Source organism: Nostoc sp. DedQUE07 (assembly GCF_034530975.2).
Lineage (GTDB): Bacteria > Cyanobacteriota > Cyanobacteriia > Cyanobacteriales > Nostocaceae > Nostoc.
The window spans coordinates 186,281-211,146 of the sequence record NZ_JAVRCC020000005.1; the positions used below are offsets into that span (position 1 = coordinate 186,281).

Consider the following 24,866-nt stretch of genomic DNA (forward strand, 5'->3'; position numbering starts at 1 on the left):
TTCAAAATTCAAAATTCAAAATTGAAGATTCAATCCCCATGCCCCATACCCTCATTCTTCTGCTGTATCTTTCATCTCAATAATCAGATTAGGGAGTCCCTCTAGTTTTTCGGTCGGCTCAACTTCTTCTACTAATGGCACGAAAATTCTTAAGCCTGCTGGTACACACTTAATTTCTACAGGTGTTGTGCCTACTATTTCACCATCTAGAACAACTTTTTGTGGTGGCTCTGTAGTAATTTTAAATTGTTTGGCTCGCAGGAAACCTATATCATCTCGTTCAACGGCGTTACCTGTGGAAGCCGTTTGAAATAGATGAAACGTGGCAGCGATCGCTCCTGCTTTGTTAGTTGGAGCTACAATTGTTAAATCTAGTAACCCATCATCATAAACCAGACCTGCTGGGCCTTGAGCCAAAACTGAAGTGGGAGGCGCGGCATTTGCTACCGTTACTGCACTGGCACTAGTTTTAATTATCCTATCTTCAGTTTCAATTTCAACATCAAAGTTTTTTAAATTTCTTAATTGCTGGATTCCTGCCAAAACGTAGGCCATCATCCCAAAGCGATTTTTGGCGTCTCGATCTGCCAATTCTACAGTTTCAGCTTCAAAGCCAATACCTGCCAAAAGTACCATTGGGCGATCGTTGCAATAGGCTACGTCTACATGGGTGGTTGCTCCCTGCAAAATTGTCTGACACGCACCTGCGATCGTGTCAGGAATTCCTAAAGCTGTGGCAAAAGCGTTCGCTGTTCCTCTGGAAACGATCCCAAATGGGATATCAGTTCCCACTACCGCCGCCGCCGCTATTGAGAGAGTACCATCCCCCCCGGAAGCAATGATTGCATCTACTCCTCGCTCTATAGCTTGATATGCCAGTTGGTCGGCATCGATTTCTTCAGTTGTAAAATAAATATCTAGATCGATCTCTGGCTCTAATATTGCCCGAATTTCTGCTAGCTCTGTATCTGGGTCGCCCTGACCCGCAACAGGATTGAAAATCAGACAGGCGGAACGATTCATAAGGTATAATAACTAAGCTTGGATAACTAATGAAGATAACAAATTATTCTTAGCATTCCTAGAAATTTTCAACTTCTCTTTTCGGGCTGAGTTTTTTAGACGATCGCATCATAGCACCAAGAAAAGGCAAGAACCTTTAATCGTTCTTAAGACCTTCCCAAAGAACTCTATTTTTAACCGTCTGTTTCACATTACTCACTCAACCAGAAGGATGTTTGGTTAATCGGTAGAAAAATTTAAAGCCATCATCAGAATTGTATATAGACAGGCTTTAGGAAATTCCTATATTATGGGAAGTGAGCAAATTACTGTTCTTGAGTCGTTGTTTCAGCAAAGTTAAATCAGCGATCGCAAGTTTATCTGTTTAGTAGCGAAGGGCAATTGAATTAAACTTTAGGCATCTCTTCAGTTGCGCTCTCATCAATACGTAAATCTAGCTACTATCTCCATTAATCAGACAAGTTGTTTGAGCAACTTATTAAAGGTAGACAAAATTCCACTACAGCCTACTAGTACAATGTCTAAGTTAATCTTGAGGGTTTGTAGTAAGCACTTTAGTGCTTAGAAAATAAGGACTGAAGTCCTTACTACAAACTTCAACTTGGCATACTACTAATCAGTTTTGCCGGAATTACAACTCAAAGGGCTAATAACTGGGGATAAGGGAGACAAGAGCAAAATTAAATGCCTTTCAGGAGTGCTGAGTTGGGAATCTTCAGAACTCGGTACTGACTCAACGCCTCGCTAGCAGAACTGTTTTGGCTCATACATAATTCCCAATCCCTGCAAATTTATAGCTCTAATATGTCTATTCCTTTGTTAAGCTATTCCCCCTCATCTCGAAATCATCGTGTATCTGGATATGAGATTCTTGGCGACGAGCAACCTAGAATTCATACAACCGAATATCTGCAATCATCACTAGAAATGGATGCCTTGATTAAAGCAGCCTATCGCCAGATTTTCCACGAACAACAGATGCTAGATAGTAACCGCCAAATCTGTCTAGAATCCCAACTGAGAACTGGTCAAATTACAACTAGGGATTTCATTCGAGGGTTAGCAATATCCGATCCATTTCGGCGACTCAATTACGAAAGCAACAACAATTACCGCTTTGTGCAGATATGCATACAGCGCTTATTGGGTCGTGAGGTTTACAATGAAAGCGAAAAACTAGCCTGGTCGATTGTGCTAGCTAGTAAAGGACTGCACAGGTTTATCGACGATTTGGTGGATAGTGAGGAGTATATGAGTAACTTTGGTTACAATACAGTCCCCTATCAACGGCGACGGATTTTACAAGGACGCTCTTTAGGAGAATTACCATTTGCCAGAATAGCTCGTTATGGCGAAGATTATCGCAATAAATTGCTGCTTCCCATGAGGAGAAAGCAGGTTGAGCCTTTTAATTTACAAACCTTCTTACGCAGTTCTAACAGAGATGTGGTGTTATTGCTATTAGCTTCAACACTGGCACTGATTGTCTTGTTTAGTTTGCTGACCACATTTGGTTATTTCCCAAAATTTGGTGGGTACTAGCTGAAACTTGAGATGTAGCGATCGCTCACAATGGCGATCGCTACATCCAACAGTCAGAACTTTACAAACAGCTACAAACACTCAACGCTGAACTAGAACACTGCCTTCAACAACGGACTCAATAGTTAGCTAAAGTCCGCTTACAAGGAGCAATGAAAATTCCTTTTCCCCATTCCCCATTACCCCTTATCCCCAGAGGGGGCCCCACCATCCCCATTCCCCATCCCCTTCTATATATTTGAGATTCCACAAACAAGCTTTTGGTAAAGAATTGTAATCCAAAATCCAAAATCTAAAACCCAAAATTCGCATGAGTCCCTGACTACGGTAGTCTAGATGAGAGTGAATTTATCGCCTCCTTTGATATATTGTTTTATGACTTCAGTTGTTTCTAGTCCCCCACGCACTATTCGGATCGGCTCACGTAAAAGCCAACTTGCTCTGGTTCAGACCTACTGGGTACAAGAGCAACTACAGAAAAGCTTTCCTGATATCACTTTTGAAGTCCACACCATGTCTACCCAAGGCGATAAAATCTTGGACGTAGCATTAGCTAAGATTGGCGATAAAGGACTTTTTACTAAAGAACTTGAACTCGGAATGATCGATCAAGAGATTGACTTTGCAGTTCATTCCCTTAAGGATTTGCCGACTCACTTACCAGAAGGGTTAACGTTAGCAGCAATTACTGAACGAGAAAACCCAGCAGATGCATTAGTGGTGCATGAAAAGCACAAAGATAAACAAATCGATACATTGCCAGAAGGTGCGGTAATTGGTACATCTTCTCTACGGCGGTTAGCACAGTTACGCCACCATTTTCCTCACTTTACCTTTAAGGATGTGCGAGGAAACTTAATTACACGGTTGGCAAAACTGGATGCAGGTGAATACGATGCTTTGATTTTGGCAGCAGCAGGATTAGAGAGATTGGGAATGGGCGATCGCGTTCATCAAATCTTACCCAAAGAAATCTCCCTCCACGCAGTTGGACAAGGAGCTTTGGGGATAGAATGCCGTGCTGATGATAGTGAAGTGCTATCTCTACTCAAAGCAATTGAACATACTGAAACACGCGATCGCTGTCTTGCCGAACGATCTTTTCTCCGTTCTCTAGAGGGTGGATGTCAAGTACCTATCGGTGTAAATACAGAAATATCTGGTGATAATTTAACTTTAACCGGGATAGTCGCCAGTGTAGATGGTCAAAAGTTTGTCAAAGATACCGTCACCGGACTTGCCAATAACGCCGAAGCACTAGGCACAGAACTAGCAGAACTGTTGCGAAAACAGGGCGCGCAAGAAATTTTATCAGAAATTTTTGCGGTGATTCAGCGCGGTTCCTAAGCAATTGGGCAAGCCGATGTGATTAGATAATAATTGATCGCCGTTGCACTGATGTGCCAGACGCGACTTGTCGCGTTGGTCGGGATTTCAAAAAGTTAATTTGACAATATTGACTCAGGGAAGCAAAAATTACCATGCGGATTCTATTTGTTGCAGCAGAGGCAGCACCAGTTGCGAAAGTAGGAGGAATGGGTGATGTTGTCGGGGCATTACCCAAAGTCCTGAGAGAAATGGGGCATGATGTGCGGATATTCTTGCCTTACTACGGCTTCCTGCCAGACAAAATGGAAATTCCCTATGAACCCATTTGGTGGGGAGATGCGATGTTCCAGCACTTTGCAGTGTATGAAAGTGTTCTGCCTGGTACTGATGTTCCCTTGTACTTATTTGGACATCCGGCCTTCATGCCGCGCCGCATCTATTCTGGAGATGATGAAGATTGGCGGTTCACATTGTTTGCTAATGGTGCAGCCGAGTTCGCCTGGAATTACTGGAAGCCAGATATTATCCATTGTCACGATTGGCATACAGGAATGATTCCCGTATGGATGCACCAAGATCCTGATATCACCACAGTGTTTACCATCCATAACCTGGCTTATCAAGGGCCGTGGCGTTGGTATTTAGAGAAAATTACTTGGTGTCCCTGGTATATGCAAGGACACAACGTCATGGCGGCGGCGGTACAATTTGCCAATAAGGTAAATACAGTTTCGCCTACCTATGCCGATCAAATCAAGACAGCTACTTACGGTGAAACATTAGAAGGTTTGCTGTCTTTTATTAGCGGTAAATTATCTGGGATTATCAACGGTATTGATACCGAAGTTTATAACCCAGAAAATGACAAATACATTGAGCAAACCTTTACTGCTGATACTTTAGAAAAACGCAAAGCCAATAAAATTGCTTTGCAACAAGAAGTAGGATTAGAAGTCAATTCCAAAGCCTTTTTTATTGGGATTGTTACCCGATTAGTAGAACAAAAAGGGATTGATTTGATATTGCAAATCCTCGATCGCTTTCTATCTTATACAGATGCCCAGTTTGTGCTGTTGGGGACAGGCGATCGCTACTATGAAACTCAGATGTGGCAATTAGCATCCCGTTTCCCCGGACGCATGGCAACTTACTTACTGTATAACGATGCCTTGTCTCGCCGGATCTACGCTGGTACTGATGCCTTCTTGATGCCTAGCCGTTTTGAACCATGCGGTATTAGCCAAATGATGGCTTTGCGCTACGGTTCTGTGCCCATTGTCCGCCGCACAGGTGGATTAGTTGACACTGTAACTCATCACGACCCTGAAAATGCTGCTGGTACTGGTTATTGCTTCGATCGCTATGAACCGTTAGACCTTTTCACCTCTATGATCCGAGCTTGGGAAGGCTTCCGTTTCAAACCGCAATGGCAAGAACTACAGCAACGCGGCATGAGTCAAGATTTTAGCTGGTATCAATCTGCCAAGCAGTACGTGAAGTTGTACAGGTCAATTTTCGGTTTGCCAGAAGAAGAAGAGGAGACACCAGAACCAAAGTTAATTTTAAACGAAGCAGTCACCAGTAGTAAGTCCTAAACCGCCAGTAGAGGCGTACAGATGTGCGTTTCTACTCCTAACTTTAAATAACTCAATTTGCTAGTTATGGATTCGGGCGATACCTTCTCTACGAGACGCTACGCATAGCAAGATCCCCAAAGGGGTACGGTGAGCTTCTGTAAGAGACGCTGCCCCAAAGGGGTACGCTAACGCAAAACTTTTCGGTTTACTGAAATTGAAATCTGGTTTAGTATTGTACTTCATGAACCTGCAATCTGCTGTAAAGAGGCGTCATTGTGCTTAGTGAACGCGAGAAGATGTTGGCAGGAGAGCTGTATAACAAGCTTGACCCTGAACTAGTCCGCGCTCGCGACCGGGCGCGGGACTTGTGTCAAGACCTCAATGCCATGCGCTTTTCCCAACACGAGGAGCGTCAGCGCATCCTCCAAGAACTGTTGGGCGCAGGAGGCGAGGACGTGTGGATACAGTCGCCATTCTTCTGCGACTACGGGTTCAACATACTGATCGGGAAGAAGTGCTTTTTCAACTTCAACTGCGTCGTACTCGATGTCTGCCAGGTCAAAATCGGAGATTACACATTGTTTGGCCCAGGGGTGCAGATTTATACTGCCACCCACCCGCTTAACGCAAAGTTGCGCCGCCAGCAGGAGTTCGGCAAGTCGGTCGAGATCGGCTCTGACGTGTGGGTTGGCGGCGGGGCTGTCATTTGTCCGGGCGTGACAATCGGTTCGGGGTGCGTCATCGGCGCGGGTAGCGTAGTCACCCACGACATTCCTGCCGGGGTGTTAGCTGCTGGCAACCCCTGCCGTGTTATCCGGGAAATAACGGATATCTAGGTTCAATATAACTTTTGAATTCTAACTTCTAACTATTGAGTACTTGTTGCTTTCGCCCTAATTAACCAATCACGATCGCCAGTACAAATTTCCCGCCCAGACGAATCTCCTAAGCGGTCTAGCGCTAATAAACAAGCGTATTTCAAATCCCAAATCGGTGTATTCAGGCAAATTTTGATTTCAGGAATTGCTCGTGAATCACCCAATTCACCAAGAGCGATCGCACACGCCGCACGAGATTTCTGAAACTGAGGTTCGCGGTTGTGCAGGTTTTCTACTAATAAATCGTAGGCGGGAGCATATTTTAGCCAGCCAAAAAGTTTCATCACATGATAATGAGCGCCATAGTCGTTATATGCTTTGTCGCCATAAGTTACTAGAAGTGCTTGGGGTGCTTCTTGTGCATAGATATCTAGTAAAGTTTTTGTCGCTAAATAGCAACGTCCAAAATCGGTTTCGTAGAGTTCGTTAATCACAAAATCCAGAACAGGGGTAGCATCATACTCATGTACTAGATCGAGATCGTTGGGGCGATCGTAGAGTACTTGCTCTAAGTAAGGTTGAATTTCTGTAAAGGTAATTTCACCACTGGGAACGCCTGCATCCAAAAGCATCCGCAATGCTCGTAACCGGAATACCAGAGATACTGGACAACGAGCGATTTCTGGGATGGCTTTGTAGTAGCCAGAATCAATCAAATCTTGAATGCAACCGCGTCGTGCATTGACGCTTGAACTTTGCAGTAGCGCCATTACTTCAGTAATTTGGGAGTAGTCACCCGTGAATCGACAAACTGTAGCGATCGCCGCACTACGAGTAGGTTCATCCTCAGATAAAGTAAATTTTCGTACACGTTCAAGGGACGGTTGATAGTCAGCGTTAGCTAAAGTGTGAATAATGACTCGATAGATTTGACCTGGTTTATCAAGGAGTTGCGCCACCTCTTCGAGAATTTCTGGATCTTTAGTCCCGATTTCTCCAATCGTCCACACGGTATTTTCAACAGTATAAATATCATCATCTTTAAGACATTGCCGAATTACAGGTAAAGCTGATTGTGCCTGCAATCGCCCCAGACTTTCCACAGCTTTGCGTCGGACAATGCGGTGGTCTAACTCATCAGGGTTACTGTTTTCAATCGCCCGCACCAAAGCCGCGATCGATTGCTCAGTCGGGAAGTTAATTAAATGGGAAACAGCAATATACTTATCAGAAGCGTCTTCGAGTTGTTCTAATGGTGTATCGATAATTGCGATCGCTTCTTCTTCTGTTAAGCCAAACATTTTAAAAAAACGTTTATCCATTGATCTGTAAATTGCTCTTGGATAATTGCTTTGAAGTCACTTTTACTATCGTACTAGGGACTGGGTACTAGTTATTGGGCATTAGAAAATAATGTAGTTGAGTTAGACTTTTGAAGATTTACATCAAAAAGCTTTACCAGTGGTAACGCGATCTGAGAAGATCGAAACATATACATTTGTCAGCTATTAGTTAGTTGTCTCTCTTTAACGAATAACCAAATACAAACATTTTTGGGAACACCGCTCGCACATCATTCATATAAACACATATTTAGGAAACAAAACTTATGGATGAAACTTCAGAACTCACAACAACCGATAACGTAACCGCTCAAGATGTAGCAGAAGTGATTGCAGAACTTGAGCAATATCGGGAACGTCTAGTTCAAGAAACTACGGAAACTGCAAAACGGGCTAAGTTGAAGAAAGTAAGCGTTATGGCAAACCTGGAGCCTGAGCTTGCCAAGATTGATTCTGCCCTCCAGGAACTCCGCGATCGGCAAGCTGCGCTGAGTGGCAGCAACTAGTCATTTGTCTTGATAATTTAGCTAGAGATTATATGCTCAACTCCGAAACTCAATTCGGGACAGATTCGTTAAATCTGTCCCATGCAGAAACTGACGCTTTATTTAAAGCGGTGAGTGAGCAATTAAGCTTAAACACCTTCAACTCGGATGACCAAGAGCTAGTAAAGCGGATGGTTGAGAGTATGGGAGACTCACGAGGCATGGTTAGGTTGAGTTTTGCAGAGGCTTTGGGTAAAATCGGCAAACCAGCGACCCCTTTATTGATGGAAGCTGTGGCAAATCATCCCAACCCAGTTGTGCGGAGAGCCAGCGCTAAAACCTTGACACTGATTGCTGACCCGATCGCAGTTCCGACTTTGGTCAATGCCCTGTTAAATGATGAGGATATGGTGGTCAAAACCTCGTCTGTTGGGGGGCTTGCCAAAATAGGTGAGGCAGCTGTACCAGCATTGCTGAAAATCTTAGCGTCAACCGAGTATCCAGAAAGTGCCAAAGGTCATGCCGTATGGGCGTTAGGATTTATTGGTGCAGAGGCAAAGGAGCATTTATATCGAGAGATTAACTCCGACTCCGCTGAAGTTCGGGCTGCGGTGGTGGGTGCGATCGCTAAAATTGCTCAAGAAGGCACTCAAGAAGGAGCATTTAATATTTTAATTAATGCTCTCAACGATCCATCTGAAATTGTCAGGTGTGAAGCCGCAGCAGCTTTGGGTAGCCTGACCTATCGTTCCGCAATTCCTAGCCTTGTTGAATTACTACATCATCCCGATTGGGAAACCCGAAAAGCAGCAGCTCTGGCATTGATGAAAATTGGTGATGGTGCTGCTTTAGAACCCCTGCAAGCCGCATTAACTGAGGAAGAAGAAGCGGGGGTTCAGGCGGTGATGAAGTTGGCAATTTCTCAAATTGAGAGGCAGTTAGAAGAGGAAGCTTGGGAATAAGGCGATGAACATTTTCCATTTGAGCGCATAATTAGCGATCGCTACTCTCAGTTATATTTAATCACTTGATCTAATCGGGGTAAAGCGCTCACTGCTGACTCTCGAACATACGGATCGACAGATTCATCATTTGTCAATGCCGTCAGCACTTCCACCCCACGGATATCGCCCATCGAACCGAGTGCATTGACGATCGCCACAGCCACCGCCACATTATCTATTGTTTTCAAAGCTTCAGTCAAAATTTCAAAGGCGGGAGATCCAATCTCACCCAGTGCCATTACGGATGCAATATAAACAACTGGATTTGGGTCATTAAGCGCTGTTTGCAATCCCTGTAAGCCCTCATTCGGGAAGGGAACATCGGGATGATTAGCAGCAACCTGTGCTAGAGCTTTAGCACAACTACCCCGAATGGTTGCATTATCACTATTTACTAATGACTCTACCAGTAGCGGTACAGCATCTGTCCCAATAGCACCCAGTGCTTTTACCGCAGCTCGACGATAGGTGACATCTTCTTCATCTAAAATACCCATCAGCCGAGGAATGGTATTTTCATCACGGACATCAGCCAGTTCCCACATAGCTCGTTCCCGCAAATTGGGATTGGGATGTTTTAATTGTGCAAATAGAGAATCTATTGTCATAAAAGAAAATTTCCCTGTTTAAATCCCCCAAGTTCAATCATTAATTACGAATTACGAATTACAAATTACGAATTATTAACAACAGAGGGACTCTTGGTCAATCACCCAACCTGATATAGGCAAAGCAACAGACTGAGAGTCCCTAAGTTTTAGAGTATGACGATCGCTCGTCTACGTCTAGTCAATCCCTATGACTATGAAAGAGAGTTGATTACGTAGTCGAGGAGATTGCGGAACTCAACCAACGCTTGAGGAGACAAGTCGCGAGGAGCGCAAGCGCGATCGCGAGTATAAGTCAATGCAGTAACGTAGGGAGCGGTGGGCAGATTCAAAGAGCGATAAACTTCGCGAGCACCTGCAATACCCCACTCATCCAGAGGGCCAGTACCGCCCACAACTAAGCTGTAGTTGATCAAGCGTAGGTAGTGCTTGATGTCGCGCAGGCACTTGTCTTTCTTAACTTGAGTGTCGCCAGCTTCACCTTCTTGGCTCAGGAAAGGATATTTCTTGAATGCAGCATCATAACCTTCCTTAGCTACAGCATCGATACCAGAAGCTAGCTTTTCAGCAGCTTCTAAACGAGCATTAGCACGTTGAATACTACCTTGAACGGATTCTAGATCGGAGGTGGTTGGAAAACGACCTGCTGCATCAGCAGATCCAATAACTGTAGTGATAACTGATTTCATTGCTTTTTATACTCCAGATTAGATTTGATCGAGTTTTAATTTCAGTTTGCTTGGCTAATAGCCTTTAACCATGAGCGATTAGCTCAGAGCAGAAATAACGCGATCGAAATAGCTAGCAGCTTCAGCAGCTAGAGCAGAGCAGTCGCCTTGAACAACTTCTTGTTTGCGGAATCTTTTGCCAGCGTTAGCTTCAGTGTTGGTGTTGGTGATGTGAGCAACGCTGATCGCTTTCAGGATTTGGAAAGCCCGTACAGAAGATCCAGTGGGTACGCCCAAAGCTGTGTAAGTTTCTTTCAGACCGTTCAAAGCGCGATCGTCCAATACGGAAGAATCACCAGCCAACAATGCATAAGTTACATAGCGCAGAACGATTTCAGCATCGCGCAAGCAAGCAGCCATCCGACGAGTGGGGTACAAGTTACCACCAGATTGAATCAAACCTGTGTTTTCACAAGCAATCCCAGCAATGGCATCAGAAACCGCACAGCTAGCGTTGCTGGCGATCGCATTCACTGCATCAAGGCGCTTGTTGCCTTCAGCGATGAAAGACTTAAGGGCTGCTAAGTCAGCACCACCGATAGGAGCGGTTTTAGCATCAGCTGAAATTACAGCTCTGGAAAAAGCATCAAGAACCATGAGTTCTCCTTAATATTCACAAATGGCGGATATTATTTTTGGCGTGTTTTCAAGCAGGTTAACTGCGAGTAGCCAAACAAAAACATAGGGGATCGATAGTACCCTAGTCTTTACTATGAGAGAGAAAGTAATAATCTGTAATATTTACCTGGAATTTGCTTTCCCGATCGAGAAATCAAGTTTTAGCCGAAATTGAGCAAAAAAATTAAGACTTACGCATTTTGATGGAACTCTCCCATTGCGTAAGTCTTAAGGAAAAAATTTTGTTTTTTAGTCGATCAAGCTTGTTTTAACAAATGTTTGACCAAATTATCTTTCACCATCATCTGCCGTAAAACTTCTAGTAAAAATTCTTGAGCCTCTTGTTGACTCAAATTTTTTACCTGATCTTTCAAATTTTGTAAGCGAAACTGTTGCTCTAAAGTTAATTCGACTGGAAAGTCCATCATTCACTCCTGTGATTGATTGAATCGAAAAGTATTTGTTGTTAGTGGAAGACGATCGCTTTCTACTAGTCTAGCACTTGGATATTAAAATGTCTATATTGTCAAGCTATAAGAAATCAGACTCATAAAAGTTTACAATTACATGACAACATATTTGTCCCTCCCTTTCTAGGGTGTTTATTGAAGCTGACCACTAATCGCTGTAATGTTTAGAATGTTTATATACCAACTACTCTAAAAACAAAGACCTCGTAAAACATCATCCGCAGGAGTAATAAGTAGGAGTCAGAAGATTGATAGACGCAATGGAATTTTTTCAGCTAAGTGCTGGTAAGTGGCGATCGCAACGTGCAACTCATCATCTGGCGTTCAAACGCTCAGAGATAGGAGAATCGGATATACAGGTAGAAACTCTCGATGCTAATCATCCCGAAATCATTGAATTGTGCCGCTATCATGAGATTGACCCCAGCCTTTGTGTCGGTGGTTCGCGTGTGCGTTGGCTAGGGACAATGGCCTGGGATCGAGAGGATGAGGAGAATCATCAGGGGAAAACCATATTTGCGATCGTGCCTGATGGCGATAATCCAAGGCAAGGCAAATTACTCCGTGAAAGAGGTTATGCGGAAATAGTGCCTGTAGTTGGTCTTTTTCACATGGATGATGAAGATGGACTAGTATTGACAACCGAATATGAAACAATGAGTTCCATTGAGCGATTCTGGTTCGCCAGCCCAAATATGCGACTAAGAACCAGTACAGTCAAAAGGTTTGGCGGCTTTAGCACCGCATCGTTTTGTTCCGAAAGCCGCATTGATTCTGTTGAGGCTTCTAGCTCAGAAGAAGTCACACAAAGACAAGGAGCGGATATTTTGGAAAAAAGACAATTTTATTCAGTTTTGGGCTGGTGAATGATTCTTAAGCAGAGCGATGCTTTTACTCGTGGGCAAGATTATCTGCGTCTGGTACAGGGGCTTGCCCTAGAACCGGGTATGGTGAATGTGTTTGATAACCTGCGCGATCGCATTCCCATTTGCACTTGGATCGGTGAGAATATTAACGCTGTGAACGCTCAGATCAACAACTATCTAGAAGTTTGTCATCAGTGTTTTCATCCCCAAGAGCGTCGCCACATCCAAATTTTTGCAGTCCCCATAGCTCAATCTTTTGGCATAGATGGGCTGTGCAACATTCTCACAAACCCAATCACTATTCTGGTAGATGTTGGTCGAGTTGCACCTAAAGACTGGTTTGGTGTAGTCGTCCATGAATACGCCCATGCCCATCTAGGAGAGTTTGGTCACAACGAGCAGTTTGCTAGCATCCTATCTCATTTATGCTTAGGACTGGGATTGGAACCACCCTACTGGGAGGCAGGAATGGAAGCAACTTTGCGTAGCTGGCCTTACTGTAAATCAACCATAGATCCCCTGGAATTTTGGATAGGTCGTTGAGTCGCCGAGGGAGGCAGGGGGCAGGGGAGATGAGGGGACAAGGGGACAAGGGGACAAGGGGACAAGGAGATAAACAAAACTCTTAACTCTTAACTCCTAACTCAGCACTCCTAACGCCCAATGCCCCATTCCCAATGCCCCATGCCCAATGCCCAATCTCCTATATCCTATTAATTTCTTTTGCTAAATGTTAAAAATTATTGCTTCAGTTCAAAAAGGTGAAACTGAATCTCCTAATCTAAAATATGTGAATAAAATTTTTTAGTCATTTACGTAGTCATTAAGCTGGAAGTCTGATTACCTATTTTTCTTGATTAGCTATGGGTTGAATCCAGCAAACTAATCATTTATACTACGAATACTTAAATTTCCCTTAGTTAAGTTTCGTGAAATTTTATCAGAATCTGAAGTTCTGATACAACTACTCCCTTAATATGTGATTAAAAGTTGTTAACTTTAATTAAGAACATGGAGGCTTTAGAGTGCCACTTCCTCTGTTAGAATATAGCCCTTCAAGTCAAAACCAGCGTGTAGCTGCGTATGAAGTACCTGGTGATGAACAACCCAGGATTTTCACTACTGACAATATACTTTCTCCGTCAGATTTAGGTGATCTGATAGAAGCAGCATATCGTCAAATTTTCTTCTATGCCTTTGCTGCCGATCGCGAAACATATTTAGAGTCTCAACTCCGTAATGGACAAATTACAGTACGGGACTTTATTCGTGGATTGGTGCTTTCCAATACCTTTAAGAAAAGCTTCTACGACCTCAACAATAACTATCGTTTTGTTGAGCAAGTAATTCAGCGGGTTCTAGGACGCGATCCATACAACGAGCGGGAAAAAATCGCCTGGTCAATTGTAGTCGCTACCAAGGGGATTGTAGGCTTTATTGATGAAGTGCTCAACACTGAAGAGTACCTGAGCAATTTTGGATACTCCACAGTGCCTTATCAGCGCCGTCGGATACTCCCATCCCAATCTGAGGGTGAGTTGCCATTCAACATCAAATCTCCGCGATACGAAGATTATCACCGTGCCAAACTGGGTTTCCCCCAAATCATTTGGCAGGTCGAAGTACGCAGATTCCTCCCACAAGAGCAAAAGCCCAAGGCTGGCGATCCAGCTTTGTTCTTGGGTTTAGCACAAAGTATCAATGCAACTGGCAATGCTCCACAACGGATCTCGCCATACAACATCGATATCGAAAAGTCTGTACCTTATCGGCAACTGTCAGGAATTAAATAACGATTTTTAGTCGGTGGCTGGCTAGTACATTCACTCGATCGTTTTATAGCGTGCATAAGTCTTGGGTTATGTAGGAGTTTTATTTAGATATAACTAAGTGAAACAAACTCTATCCCATGTCTAATGCACGCTAGTTGTTAATGGGGATTGGGCATTGGGCATTGGGCATTGGGCATTGGGCATTGGGCGTTAAAGTGTAGTTCGTCTTTTTAGTATCTCTAAAAGTTTTGTGAAGTGGGCGGGAGGAGTCGCTGTCACCTCAATCAACTCCTCAGATAAGGGATGCTGCAATTTGAGTCGCCAAGCGTGTAGTGCTTGACCAGGTAAATTTACACCCACTGAATGGCCAGAACTATAAACTGGATCGCCGACAATGGGATGACCGATTTTGCTGCTGTGGACGCGAATTTGATGGGTGCGTCCAGTTTCTAATTGAAAGTGAATTAAGGTGAAGTTACCAAGGCGTTCTAATATTTTCCAGTGAGTGACGGCGACTCGTCCGCCTTGTTCGACAGGCATAACAGCCATTTTTTTGCGGTCTTGGGGATGGCGACCAATGGGCAAGTCGATAGTGCCACTTTCAGTTTTTGGCGCACCGTAAACTATGCCCAAGTATTCTCGTCGTGCAGTTTTTGCTTTCAGTTGTGCTTGTAGATGATGATGGGCAATATCTGTTTTAGCGATCGCGATCGCACCCGTAGTATCCTTATCCAATCGATGGACAATTCCTGGACGTTGGACTCCGCCAATTCCTGGTAAATTGGGACAGTGAGCCAATAGGGCATTTACTAAAGTACCATCTGGATGGCCGGGTGCAGGATGGACAACTAAACCTACGGGTTTATTGAGAATAAGTAATTGGTCGTCTTCGTAAAGGATATCTAAGGGGATATCTTCGGCTTGTAGTTCTAAAGGTTGCGCTTCTGGTATTTCCAGAGTGATGCGATCGCCTACCTTGACATTGATCTTCTTGGATGTGCAAACTCGATCGTTAAGTTGGACATTACCCTGTTCGATTAACTGTTGGATGCGGGAACGGGATAAGTCTGGTAATTCTTGGGAAAGGTAACGGTCGAGGCGATCGCCTTTGGTGTTGACGCAGTGTATCGTACTCTTAAGGGGAAGCAAGCTAGGTGTAGCATCCTCATGTGGAGTTGACAAGCGATCGCCCTTGGCGTTGGCAAAGCGATCGCTATTTTCTTGGATTTGTAAATTAAATTCGGTCACAATTGCTCTAGATTATTAATTCCCCTTCTTTAAGTAAAGCGCGGAATTCCTTTGGTTGGTTGGTTAGAAACCTCGTCTACACAAACAAAATCTTAATTTGGTCTTTCTTCTTCGTGTCCTTTGCTCCTTTGCGGTTCATTATTCTAAATTTATAACTTCTTGCGGCAACTCAAATAAACCATCTTCCCCAGCTTCAAAATCAATCACCTGATACACAGCATCAATATTTAATTCACCATAAATATGAGGAAACAATTCGCCAATTTCAGCTTCTTCATAACGAATTTCAGCTTGGACTTTATCAGAATCAATAAAAAGTAGTACCAATTCTTTTTGATTATAAAAAAATCTTTTTGCAACCTTGAGTATTTGCGTGGACTTTGAACAATGTATAAAACCTTCACTGTCTAAAGAATCAGCGCAATATCTACCGACATTTTTTGCTTGTTCCCATTGTTGGCGTTTGGTAATGTGGAGAATAGTTTTCATAGAAAATTTAGGAATTACTGCATATTGTAATATTTTCAGGAAATCTTCTAAATTTGTAAAGTCTTTAATTACTTTGCTAGCACCTATATTTTTTAATTTAGTATCAGCTACTCTAATAAAAGCAATATTCAATCGATAGGCTGCTTTGACATCCCAAACACCATCACCTACAAAAACAACTTTATGAAATTTTTCAATTTGATAAACATTCTTCGCTTTGATAATAGCTGTCTTAATAATATCTTCTCGTGAAAGTGCATCATTAGCTGAAGCCAATGGAATACTTTCTATTTGTAAATTAGCTTTTTGAAGTTTTAATTTGGCAGATTCACACCAACCACCAGTTGCGATCGCAACACACCAATCAGGGTCTAGCTGTAATTTAGCTAATACATTTGCAGCACCAGGAATTTCGCTGAATAAATCTTGCTTGTTAATAAACGCTTCCTGGAGTAGGCTAACAAAACGTGTTTTGAGTCTAACTATCTCTTCATCTGAAGGAAGACGTTCTAATTTTTCTTTGAAAATTTGTTGGGTAATTCCAGAATCCGTTGTGTATGCGTATTCAGCCCAATTCGTATTTATACCAGAAATGCCAAATTCCAAAGCAAAAGCACGTACAAAACAATTTTCATCAATTTTGTTGGTATTGGTTAGTGTACCATCAATATCAAAAACGACTAATTTCATACTAGCGATCGCTAAATAATATTATTCTTTAAAATTTCATACCCAGACGACTAAATACAAAATTTTGATTTCTGCCTTGAAGGAAGAGATTATTCTATAAATTAGGCGGTATACAAACATCTGGCGCACACAACCCAGAAAATCGCAGCGTTGTCACCTCAAAAGTATTCAAATCTACACAACGAATAGCATGATTATTGGTATCAGCAATATATAGATATGAATTTATAGCACTCAATCCCGAAGGTTCAAAAAAGCGAGTGTTCTTACCTTGACCATCTTGTAAACCAGCAGAACCATCTCCCAAAATTGTTTGACAATTCCCTTTAGGGCTAACTAATTTAATTTTATGGTTATAAGTATCTGCCACCCACAAAAAATTCTGAGCATATTCCACTCCTAAACAGTGTTGTAAACGGACATCTTCACCTTGTCCATCTATATCGCCAAAACCAAATAAACCGCCACTACCGCAAACAGTTCTTACTTGATACGGTTCGACAATTTCCACACCACGAATTGAACTAACTTCACTGTCAGCAATATATAATTCTTGCTCATTATTAGTAATACCACTAGGTTGAGCAAAAGCAGATTCGGTAAGTGAACCATCAATACAAGCTTCTGCACCAGTACCAGCATAAGTTTTGATGATGCCAGTTTCTAAGTCCATTTGCCAAATTTGATGCGGCCCAGCCATTGCAATAAATAGAGTATTTCCTACTTTCACTAAATCCCAAGGAGAATTTAGCGCGGTTTCTAAACCAGCACCGCCATGAGGATGGATATTACGGCTTTGTTCGCCAGTTCCCGCAATAGTTTCAACGATTTGGTGCTTGAAATCAACTCGCCGCAGCGCATGATTTTCTGTATCAGCAACATAAAGAATCTGATTTTCGGCATCATAAGCCATTCCTTGCGGTGCAAAAAATTGCGCTTCGCTAAACGAACCATCGGTTAAGCCAGATTTTCCAGTACCAATTAAATGTAGAATTTCTCCGTCGAAACTACTCATAACTAGGCGATGATGTCCAGAATCAGCAATGAATAAACCCATTTGAGTAGCTAGAACTTTCCCAGGAAAAGCTAAAGGTGTGATTAATGGTTGGCGCTGTTTTTCTAAAGTTAAGCTGATTTCTTGGAAATTAATTGTGCCTTTGTCTTGGTGTTGCTGAATTAACTTTTGAATCAACTCATCTAAAGTGTCACGATTTCCTTCACCAGAAATCTGGGCGATCGCGTAACCTTCTGGATCGATAATTATTAACGTAGGCCAAGCACGCACAGCATACTCTTCCCAAATCCGAAAACCTCTGTCAACTACAACTGGATGTTCGATGTCGTAGCGCAGGATAGCTTGGCGAATATTTTCTGTTTCCTTTTCGTTGTCAAATTTGGCAGAATGTACGCCAATAACGGTAAGACTATCTTTATATTTTTGTTCTAAATATTTCAGGTTTGGCAAAATATGCAGACAATTGATACAGCAGTATGTCCAAAAGTCTAAAATTATGACTCTACCTTTAAGTTGTTTAAGAGATAAGGGTTTATCGGTGTTGAGCCAAGAGTAATTTTGGGGTAATTCTGGCGCTCTGACACGAGGAATCATCTTTATTGCCTACTCTGATAATTTAGTAAAATCAATATTTATTGACCAGCATTAAAAACTTGTTCTGCCGTCAACTCTAACTCAGAGAAAGTAGGAGATATTATTTGATCGCTACCCCGAAACTGACTGACTTGGTATTCTCCATCAATTAGTTGATAAACTGAAATAGTGGGTTGTTTAGGATTACCAATAAATTTCCTAGCTCCTAAAGCGGCATAATCAACAATCCAATATTCAGGAATACCCATCTCTTCATAATCGGCAAGTTTCAGATAATAATCATCACGCCAATTAGTACTGACAACCTCAATTACTAAAGGAATTGATGTACCCTTAGTCACAATAGAAGATTTTTCCCAAAGAGGTTCATCAACCAAAGCCACATCATTTAATATTAATACATCAGGGAAATAACCTGATTCTCTCTCCGGTGGTTTTACAATTGCTTGATTGGGGATAAAGTAGGCGAGATTTAATCGTCTAAACTCTAAAGTCAATTCAGCAGATGAAAATCCTTTTATCCTTTCATGTTTCCCAGTTGGCTGTGCCATTTCGACAATTTCCCCATTATGTAGTTCGTAGCTTACCCCAGAGTTTTCGGGATACCAGGTGATAAATTCGTCAAAGGGAACTATTTTAGGTAAGGTTTTGGTCATAATAATTGATTACTGTAGGTTGTGTTTTTATTCTAGAGTGCTGTACCTTCCTTGGTTTCTTCCTTCCAATTTGATGAAATAAGCCGATAAAAAATAATCATATATTACCGCGTGCTGCTACTAGAGGCTTAGACAAACGTACGTACAATTATAAGAAATCACTGTTACTTGCTATTTAATAAATGAACTTTTAGAAAATTTATACTTTGAAAGGACTTGACAAACTAACTATTACGGACTTATGCGCCTGGGTTCAACTAGCTAAAATTCAGGCTGAACACGGAAAAGTTATCGATCGCATTCCGCAATTAGCTTTAGCCGATCCTGGTTGGTTTGCTGTTCATATCTGCTGTGAATCAGGGAAAAACCTCAGCTTTGGGGATACCGCTTGTGTCTTTCCGCTAATGAGCGTGATTAAAACATTTTCTCTACTTTATCTGCTAGAACATTTAGGAGCAGAAACGATTTTTAGTTGGGTTGGGGTGGAACCATCAGATGCATCCTTCAATTCTTTAGAACAATTAATTAGCGATCGCGCCCATCCCCGCAACCCGATGATTAATAGTGGGGCAATTACCCTGTCTGAGAAGTTACCAGGAAAGGACGCTAATCAACGCACTCTCTTATTTTGTCAATGGCTTAACCAATTAGCAGGTTGCCAACTAAGTTTAGATGAAGAAATGCTGGCCTCAGTGCGATTAACCCGTTCAACAGCCAATGAAGCGATCGCTAATTATCTCGCCGAAGCTGGTCATCTCGAAAATATTGAAACAGCACTTGACACATACGAGCAAATATGCTGTATTTCTGGGCAAGTTGAAGATTTAGCCTTGTTAGGAAAACTGCTAGCTTGTGAAAATAGCTATTTATCAGCACAAAACCGCCGGATTGTCAATGCTGTGATGTTAACTTGTGGACTTTATGAAGCTTCTGCCGAGTTTGCAGTCAGAATTGGTTTACCAATGAAATCAGGAATTGGTGGTGGGCTTGTAGCAATAGTACCAGGTGAGGGAGCGATCGCTTGTTACAGTCCAGCTTTGGATGGTGTAGGAAATCCGGTAGCGGGTCTTGCTTTTGTTGAGGCTTTAGCACAAGAGTTGCAGCTGAGTATTTTTGGCTAAATCCTGTTTTTGAATAGGCAGAGAAATGATAAATTCTTGTCAGCACTTCGACAGGATGGGTAATGGTTCGACTCGTCAAAAAAGCTAGGTATATTTTTGAGAACCACCCTTTTCGGCTCAATTGTACGACGGCGATATCACCGGAAACTGATGGAAAATTTGCATCTGGAATCTGGAAAGCCAGATTAATCCTAAGTAAAATAAGAGTCAATACTTACTTAGAATTCCCAGTTATTCAGTAAAAGCAAAAATTTGGAAATTTTCTAACACATATTGCTGAGTCCGATGACGCAGAAGAAAAGTGATTTATTTCACTTCTCTGCTGCCTCTACCAGCCTTCAAGGTATAACTAAATCTTGTTTTTTATGGCTGTTGCACTTGTTTTTCGGGTAATTCAGCAGAAGGTGTTGGCGTTACCTCTGCCTATGGTTCTAGTGTTGGCGTAATAATTTCGGGTGCTGGAGACTCAATAATCTCTGGGAGCGTTGGTGGCAAACTAGGAGATGGGGCAACTGTTACTTGGGGAGTAGGTGTCTTGGTCGTTCGACGGTTAAAAAATCCACCAAATCTAGATTTTGTTGGCTGAGGCGTAACTTTTTCGGGTAACAGCGTTGATTCAGGAGTTGGTATTACCTCCGGCTGTGATTCTGGTGTTGGCGTAATAATTTCTGGTGTCGGAGACTCAATAATCTCTGGCAGTGTGGGTGGCAAACTAGGAGATGGGGCAACTGGTGCTTCTGGGGTAGGAACTTTACCAGCCCCACGGTTAAAAAATCCACCAAATCTAGGTTTTGTTGGCTGAGGCGTAACTTTTTCGGGTAACGGCGTTGATTCGGGAGTTGGTATTACCTCTGGCTGTGGTTCTGGTATAGGAGACTCAATAATTTCTGATGGTGTTGGGGACAAGCTGGGAGTTGGTGTAGCTGTGGGAACTTCTAATTTTGGTTGTTCTGGCTGTATTTTGGATTGTTCTGGAATTTCAGTTTCTGGAAGCGGCTGTTTTTCTACCTTAGGCTGTGTTGGGGGTGTTTTTTCTACAGAAGGTGTGGGTGTGGGTTTAGGTGCAAGTTTATAATTCGGGTCTACAATAGGGCGCACCTCATCTGCTGTGAGTTCTCCTCTGACAATTCTTGACAAAGTGTCTTTACCCTTTGGCTGGTAGTCAATCAATCTAACTGTGGTATTGAAAGCATTTTTGACAGCATTTCCCTGATTATCGAGAAATTCTAGCTTTATCCAGTTTTTCCCTGGACGGAAGCCTTTAAGATAAACTGCCTGCCAGCGATCGAAAATAAAGCTTTCACCATTAATCGTGGAGCGGATGCGCCAATCACTGAACTCGTCGTTGGGGTTTTCCTTACCAACAAGGTGCAGAGGAGCGTTAGTTAGGTAAAAGTCCAGTAAGATTGGTTCTGCCCCGTAGCTACTTTGAGGACGACTATAAGTTAGCAGGGGTAATTTAGGATCTGGGGTGTTGTCGTCGGTTTTAGTGAAGACGTGAAATGTTGTTTGGGCATAAGCGCCTTCATTCTTAAAGCTTTCATGCCAGGGACGAGAGGCAAAGACACGCAAGGTATGACTACCTGGAGACAAGTCTGGCAAAACTAAGGGCTGATTCAGGTCGTAAACAGGTATATAAGGTTGATTATCCAGAATTACGTGTAAATGTGGCCCCAATTGTAATTGTGGGTCTTTAAATATCGGTAGATCCTTAACCTGAAAACTGGCTGTAACTTTATTGTCTTGAAGAACTTCATCAAATTTTGGAGTAACAATTGTTACTTGTGGCTGATAAACTTCCAAAGTTGGACGCAGTTCTTGAATAACAGATGGAGGGGAAACTTCCGAAAATTGCTTTGAAATTTGAGAAATCTTGGGGGAGTTTTCTTTATAACCAGTAGATACTTCCTGGCTGTCGGCTTTCTCGCCGCAACTGGTCAAGCTTAATACCAGCACTAATATCATTACCCACCTGAGAATCGGAAACCTCTGAGGGAGGAGCTTCTCTAACACCCTTTTCTGCCACGAGTTCATGCGTTGCACCCAGTGATAGTCTTCAACAATTGACAGATTATTTTGGCTCAAACTGTCCATCTGGAACTATAGCCCAAAAGGTGAAATCTGCCTCACATCCCATAAGTTTTCCTTTGTATCTCATAAAATTTTAAAATAAGTCATATTCTCTACAACGTTTTACTTGCAAAAATTGAAATATGACATAAATGTTCATGAGCAATCGCAGTAAAAGTTGGGACATCGGTTACATACAGTCAAATCATAAATTTTACGAATTGTTATTGTTTGTAAATTAAATAGCTAAACTATTGACTTTTGGACAAAAAGTTTGAAGTTAAAAGCCAGTTAAGGCATGAATTTCAGCAATATTTGAGCAAGTTTGAATTATTGTTAAAATATCTCCAACAATGTACAAGTGAAGACTTTATAATTCAACGAGAAACAACAATCCACATAGGTCTTCATCGCGGCTTCAGCAAAATGGAATTTGCGGTAATGGTTAACTTTGTGGTATTCATGATTCCTCATTCCTTATCAAGAGAGGAGGTCGAATGACAATAAGTCCTCCGGAGCGAGAGGAAAAGAAGGCAAGAGTAATCGTCGATAACGACCCGGTTCCAACGTCTTTCGAGAGATGGTCACAACCAGGGCACTTTGACAGATCCTTAGCCAGAGGTCCCAAAACCACCACATGGATTTGGAACCTGCACGCACTCGCCCATGATTTTGATACACATACAAGCGATTTAGAAGACATCTCCCGCAAGATATTCTCAGCCCACTTCGGCCACTTGGCTGTAGTGACAATCTGGTTGAGCGGGATGATTTTTCACGGCGCGAAGTTTTCTAACTACGAAGCTTGGCTAAGTGACCCGTTAAACGTTAAGCCTAGCGCTCAAGTCGTTTGGCCCATTGTCGGACAAGACATTCTAAATGGTGATGTTGGCGGTGGTTTCCACGGTATTCAAATCACCTCCGGTTTGTTCCAAGTATGGCGTGGCTGGGGGATCACAAATTCCTTCCAACTTTACGTAACTGCGATCGGTGGCTTGGTATTAGCAGGCTTATTCTTATTTGCCGGCTGGTTCCACTACCACAAACGCGCTCCCAAACTGGAATGGTTCCAGAATGTGGAATCGATGCTGAATCACCACTTGCAAGTACTGCTAGGTTGTGGTTCCTTGGGATGGGCAGGTCACTTAATCCACGTGTCCGCACCGACCAACAAGCTTTTGGATGCAGGCGTTGCTCTCAAAGACATACCTCTGCCCCACGAGTTCATCTTGAACAAAGACTTGTTGACGGAACTCTATCCTGGGTTTGCTGCTGGTTTAGCACCTTTCTTCACCTTGAATTGGGGTCAGTATGCTGACTTTCTAACCTTCAAGGGCGGTCTGAACCCGGTAACAGGCGGCTTGTGGTTGACTGATATTTCTCATCACCACTTAGCGATCGCAGTTCTCTTTATCGTTGCTGGTCATCAGTACCGTACCAACTGGGGTATTGGTCACAGCATTAAAGAGATCCTGGAAAACCACAAAGGTCCTTTCACCGGTGAAGGTCACAAAGGTCTCTATGAAAACCTGACCTCATCCTGGCACGCTCAGTTGGCTACTAACCTGGCCTTCTTGGGTTCGCTGACCATCATCATCGCGCATCACATGTACGCGATGCCCCCCTATCCATATTTGGCAACTGACTACGCTACACAGTTGTGCATATTCACTCACCATATTTGGATCGGTGGCTTCTTGATTGTTGGTGGAGCAGCTCACGCTGCAATCTTCATGGTGCGAGATTACGATCCAGTTGTGAACCAAAACAACTTGCTGGATCGGGTGCTTCGTCATCGTGACGCGATTATTTCTCACCTGAACTGGGTGTGTATTTTCCTCGGCTTCCATAGCTTTGGGCTTTACATCCACAACGACACAATGCGTGCATTGGGTCGTCCTCAAGACTTGTTCTCTGATACAGGGATTCAATTGCAGCCAGTATTTGCCCAGTGGATACAAAATATCCACGCCTTGGCTCCTGGTACAACTGCACCCAATGCCCTAGAACCAGTTAGCTATGTCTTTGGCGGCGGTATTTTGGCTGTTGGCGGAAAAGTGGCAGCTGCACCCATTGCTTTGGGCACAGCGGACTTCCTAATTCACCACATTCACGCTTTCACCATTCACGTCACCGTCCTAATTCTGCTCAAAGGTGTGCTGTACGCCCGTAGCTCTCGTCTGATTCCAGACAAAGCAAACTTGGGCTTCCGCTTCCCTTGCGACGGCCCCGGTCGTGGCGGTACCTGTCAAGTCTCTGGTTGGGATCACGTATTCCTCGGACTTTTCTGGATGTACAACTCCCTGTCTATTGTAATTTTCCACTTCAGCTGGAAGATGCAATCAGATGTTTGGGGAACCGTAGATGCAGATGGGACTGTAACTCACATCACTGGTGGTAACTTTGCCCAAAGTGCGATTACCATCAACGGTTGGTTACGAGACTTCTTGTGGGCACAAGCTACACAAGTCATCAATTCCTATGGCAGCGCGCTATCTGCCTATGGTCTACTCTTCTTAGGCGCTCACTTTGTCTGGGCATTCAGCTTGATGTTCCTGTTCAGTGGTCGCGGCTACTGGCAAGAACTGATTGAGTCCATTGTTTGGGCGCATAACAAACTGAAGGTAGCACCAGCAATTCAGCCTCGCGCTCTGAGCATTATTCAGGGTCGGGCTGTAGGGGTAGCTCACTACCTCTTGGGAGGAATTGCCACAACCTGGGCATTCTTCCATGCACACATCCTTTCAGTAGGGTAGCAATCAGTTGTGGAGTGCTGAGTGCTAAGTGCTGAGAAAATACT

22 protein-coding genes and 1 pseudogene are annotated in these 24,866 nt (G+C 43.0%); 11 read left to right on the forward strand and 12 right to left on the reverse strand.

Going from position 1 to position 24,866, the window contains the following annotated elements; all coding sequences use genetic code 11:
* Positions 1 to 51: 51 nt before the first annotated feature.
* A complete protein-coding gene (locus RMZ95_RS06175; RefSeq protein ID WP_322684931.1) occupies positions 52 to 1,023 on the reverse strand; it encodes a YegS/Rv2252/BmrU family lipid kinase in 972 nt (323 codons plus the stop codon).
* Positions 1,024 to 1,827: 804 nt separating this feature from the next.
* Here RMZ95_RS06175 and RMZ95_RS06180 point away from each other — a divergent pair.
* The 4 genes from RMZ95_RS06180 (at position 1,828) to RMZ95_RS06195 (ending at position 6,307) form a co-directional block, all read left to right on the forward strand.
* Positions 1,828 to 2,565 (forward strand): phycobilisome rod-core linker polypeptide, encoded by a 738-nt coding sequence (locus RMZ95_RS06180; protein WP_322684930.1) that lies wholly within the window; start codon positions 1,828 to 1,830, stop codon positions 2,563 to 2,565.
* Positions 2,566 to 2,940: 375 nt separating this feature from the next.
* Positions 2,941 to 3,912 (forward strand): hydroxymethylbilane synthase, encoded by a 972-nt coding sequence (hemC, locus tag RMZ95_RS06185; RefSeq protein ID WP_322672029.1) that lies wholly within the window; start codon positions 2,941 to 2,943, stop codon positions 3,910 to 3,912.
* 134 nt (positions 3,913 to 4,046) lie between these two features.
* Positions 4,047 to 5,489 (forward strand): glycogen synthase GlgA, encoded by a 1,443-nt coding sequence (glgA, locus tag RMZ95_RS06190; protein ID WP_322684929.1) that lies wholly within the window; start codon positions 4,047 to 4,049, stop codon positions 5,487 to 5,489.
* Between the two features lie 257 nt (positions 5,490 to 5,746).
* Positions 5,747 to 6,307 (forward strand): sugar O-acetyltransferase, encoded by a 561-nt coding sequence (locus tag RMZ95_RS06195; protein ID WP_322684928.1) that lies wholly within the window; start codon positions 5,747 to 5,749, stop codon positions 6,305 to 6,307.
* A 32-nt stretch (positions 6,308 to 6,339) separates the two neighbouring features.
* Here the strand turns inward: RMZ95_RS06195 and RMZ95_RS06200 are convergent, their stop codons facing one another.
* Entirely contained in the window at positions 6,340 to 7,611 is a 1,272-nt protein-coding gene (locus tag RMZ95_RS06200) for a HEAT repeat domain-containing protein (protein ID WP_322684927.1), read from the reverse strand.
* Between the two features lie 287 nt (positions 7,612 to 7,898).
* Here RMZ95_RS06200 and RMZ95_RS06205 point away from each other — a divergent pair, with 287 nt between their 5' ends.
* Together RMZ95_RS06205 and RMZ95_RS06210 are read left to right on the forward strand one after the other, a co-directional pair.
* Positions 7,899 to 8,138 (forward strand): hypothetical protein, encoded by a 240-nt coding sequence (locus tag RMZ95_RS06205; RefSeq protein ID WP_322684926.1) that lies wholly within the window; start codon positions 7,899 to 7,901, stop codon positions 8,136 to 8,138.
* A 32-nt stretch (positions 8,139 to 8,170) separates the two neighbouring features.
* Positions 8,171 to 9,079: a HEAT repeat domain-containing protein gene (locus RMZ95_RS06210; protein WP_322684925.1), complete on the forward strand. Its 909-nt coding sequence runs from the start codon at positions 8,171 to 8,173 to the stop codon at positions 9,077 to 9,079.
* A 47-nt stretch (positions 9,080 to 9,126) separates the two neighbouring features.
* Here the strand turns inward: RMZ95_RS06210 and RMZ95_RS06215 are convergent, their stop codons facing one another.
* The 4 genes from RMZ95_RS06215 to RMZ95_RS06230 form a co-directional block, all read right to left on the reverse strand.
* Positions 9,127 to 9,729: a HEAT repeat domain-containing protein gene (locus RMZ95_RS06215; RefSeq protein ID WP_322672023.1), complete on the reverse strand. Its 603-nt coding sequence runs from the start codon at positions 9,727 to 9,729 to the stop codon at positions 9,127 to 9,129.
* Positions 9,730 to 9,923: 194 nt separating this feature from the next.
* Positions 9,924 to 10,418: a bleomycin hydrolase gene (locus tag RMZ95_RS06220; protein ID WP_322672022.1), complete on the reverse strand. Its 495-nt coding sequence runs from the start codon at positions 10,416 to 10,418 to the stop codon at positions 9,924 to 9,926.
* A gap of 78 nt (positions 10,419 to 10,496) precedes the next feature.
* Positions 10,497 to 11,054, reverse strand: coding sequence for a bleomycin hydrolase (locus RMZ95_RS06225; protein ID WP_322672021.1), 558 nt, complete (start codon positions 11,052 to 11,054; stop codon positions 10,497 to 10,499).
* Positions 11,055 to 11,332: 278 nt separating this feature from the next.
* Positions 11,333 to 11,503 (reverse strand): NblA/ycf18 family protein, encoded by a 171-nt coding sequence (locus tag RMZ95_RS06230; protein ID WP_242060871.1) that lies wholly within the window; start codon positions 11,501 to 11,503, stop codon positions 11,333 to 11,335.
* Between the two features lie 302 nt (positions 11,504 to 11,805).
* Between RMZ95_RS06230 and RMZ95_RS06235 the strand changes: the two genes are divergently transcribed.
* The 3 genes from RMZ95_RS06235 (at position 11,806) to RMZ95_RS06245 (ending at position 14,204) form a co-directional block, all read left to right on the forward strand.
* Entirely contained in the window at positions 11,806 to 12,411 is a 606-nt protein-coding gene (locus RMZ95_RS06235) for a phycobiliprotein lyase (RefSeq protein ID WP_409882169.1), read from the forward strand.
* Positions 12,412 to 12,954, forward strand: a complete 543-nt coding sequence (locus RMZ95_RS06240) for a hypothetical protein (protein WP_322684924.1) — start codon at positions 12,412 to 12,414, stop codon at positions 12,952 to 12,954. It abuts the gene before it with no gap.
* 482 nt (positions 12,955 to 13,436) lie between these two features.
* The gene (locus RMZ95_RS06245; RefSeq protein WP_322672019.1) at positions 13,437 to 14,204 is read left to right on the forward strand and encodes a phycobilisome rod-core linker polypeptide; all 768 of its coding nucleotides are present in this window, start codon (positions 13,437 to 13,439) and stop codon (positions 14,202 to 14,204) included.
* Between the two features lie 189 nt (positions 14,205 to 14,393).
* On the opposite strand, the gene RMZ95_RS06250 is transcribed toward RMZ95_RS06245, so the two are convergent.
* The 5 genes and pseudogenes from RMZ95_RS06250 to RMZ95_RS06270 form a co-directional block, all read right to left on the reverse strand.
* Positions 14,394 to 15,311, reverse strand: a complete 918-nt coding sequence (locus tag RMZ95_RS06250; protein ID WP_322685005.1) for an RluA family pseudouridine synthase — start codon at positions 15,309 to 15,311, stop codon at positions 14,394 to 14,396.
* A gap of 258 nt (positions 15,312 to 15,569) precedes the next feature.
* Positions 15,570 to 15,920 carry a DUF952 domain-containing protein gene (locus tag RMZ95_RS06255; RefSeq protein ID WP_322685004.1) on the reverse strand — a complete coding sequence of 117 codons (351 nt, stop codon included), beginning with the start codon at positions 15,918 to 15,920 and terminating at the stop codon, positions 15,570 to 15,572.
* A 120-nt stretch (positions 15,921 to 16,040) separates the two neighbouring features.
* Positions 16,041 to 16,610, reverse strand: a pseudogene (locus RMZ95_RS06260) (HAD family hydrolase); the annotation flags it as partial.
* Positions 16,611 to 16,704: 94 nt separating this feature from the next.
* Positions 16,705 to 18,219: a thioredoxin-like domain-containing protein gene (locus tag RMZ95_RS06265; protein ID WP_322684923.1), complete on the reverse strand. Its 1,515-nt coding sequence runs from the start codon at positions 18,217 to 18,219 to the stop codon at positions 16,705 to 16,707.
* A gap of 38 nt (positions 18,220 to 18,257) precedes the next feature.
* A complete protein-coding gene (locus tag RMZ95_RS06270) occupies positions 18,258 to 18,875 on the reverse strand; it encodes a Uma2 family endonuclease (protein WP_322684922.1) in 618 nt (205 codons plus the stop codon).
* A gap of 206 nt (positions 18,876 to 19,081) precedes the next feature.
* On the opposite strand from RMZ95_RS06270, the gene glsA reads away from it, so the two are divergent.
* Positions 19,082 to 19,996 carry a glutaminase A gene (gene glsA, locus RMZ95_RS06275; RefSeq protein ID WP_322684921.1) on the forward strand — a complete coding sequence of 305 codons (915 nt, stop codon included), beginning with the start codon at positions 19,082 to 19,084 and terminating at the stop codon, positions 19,994 to 19,996.
* Between the two features lie 423 nt (positions 19,997 to 20,419).
* Here glsA and RMZ95_RS06280 read toward each other — a convergent pair whose 3' ends face one another.
* Positions 20,420 to 22,030, reverse strand: coding sequence for a hypothetical protein (locus RMZ95_RS06280; RefSeq protein WP_322685003.1), 1,611 nt, complete (start codon positions 22,028 to 22,030; stop codon positions 20,420 to 20,422).
* A gap of 533 nt (positions 22,031 to 22,563) precedes the next feature.
* Here RMZ95_RS06280 and psaA point away from each other — a divergent pair.
* On the forward strand, positions 22,564 to 24,822 hold the full coding sequence (gene psaA / locus RMZ95_RS06285; RefSeq protein WP_322684920.1) for a photosystem I core protein PsaA: 2,259 nt from the start codon (positions 22,564 to 22,566) through the stop codon (positions 24,820 to 24,822).
* Positions 24,823 to 24,866 lie beyond the last annotated feature (44 nt).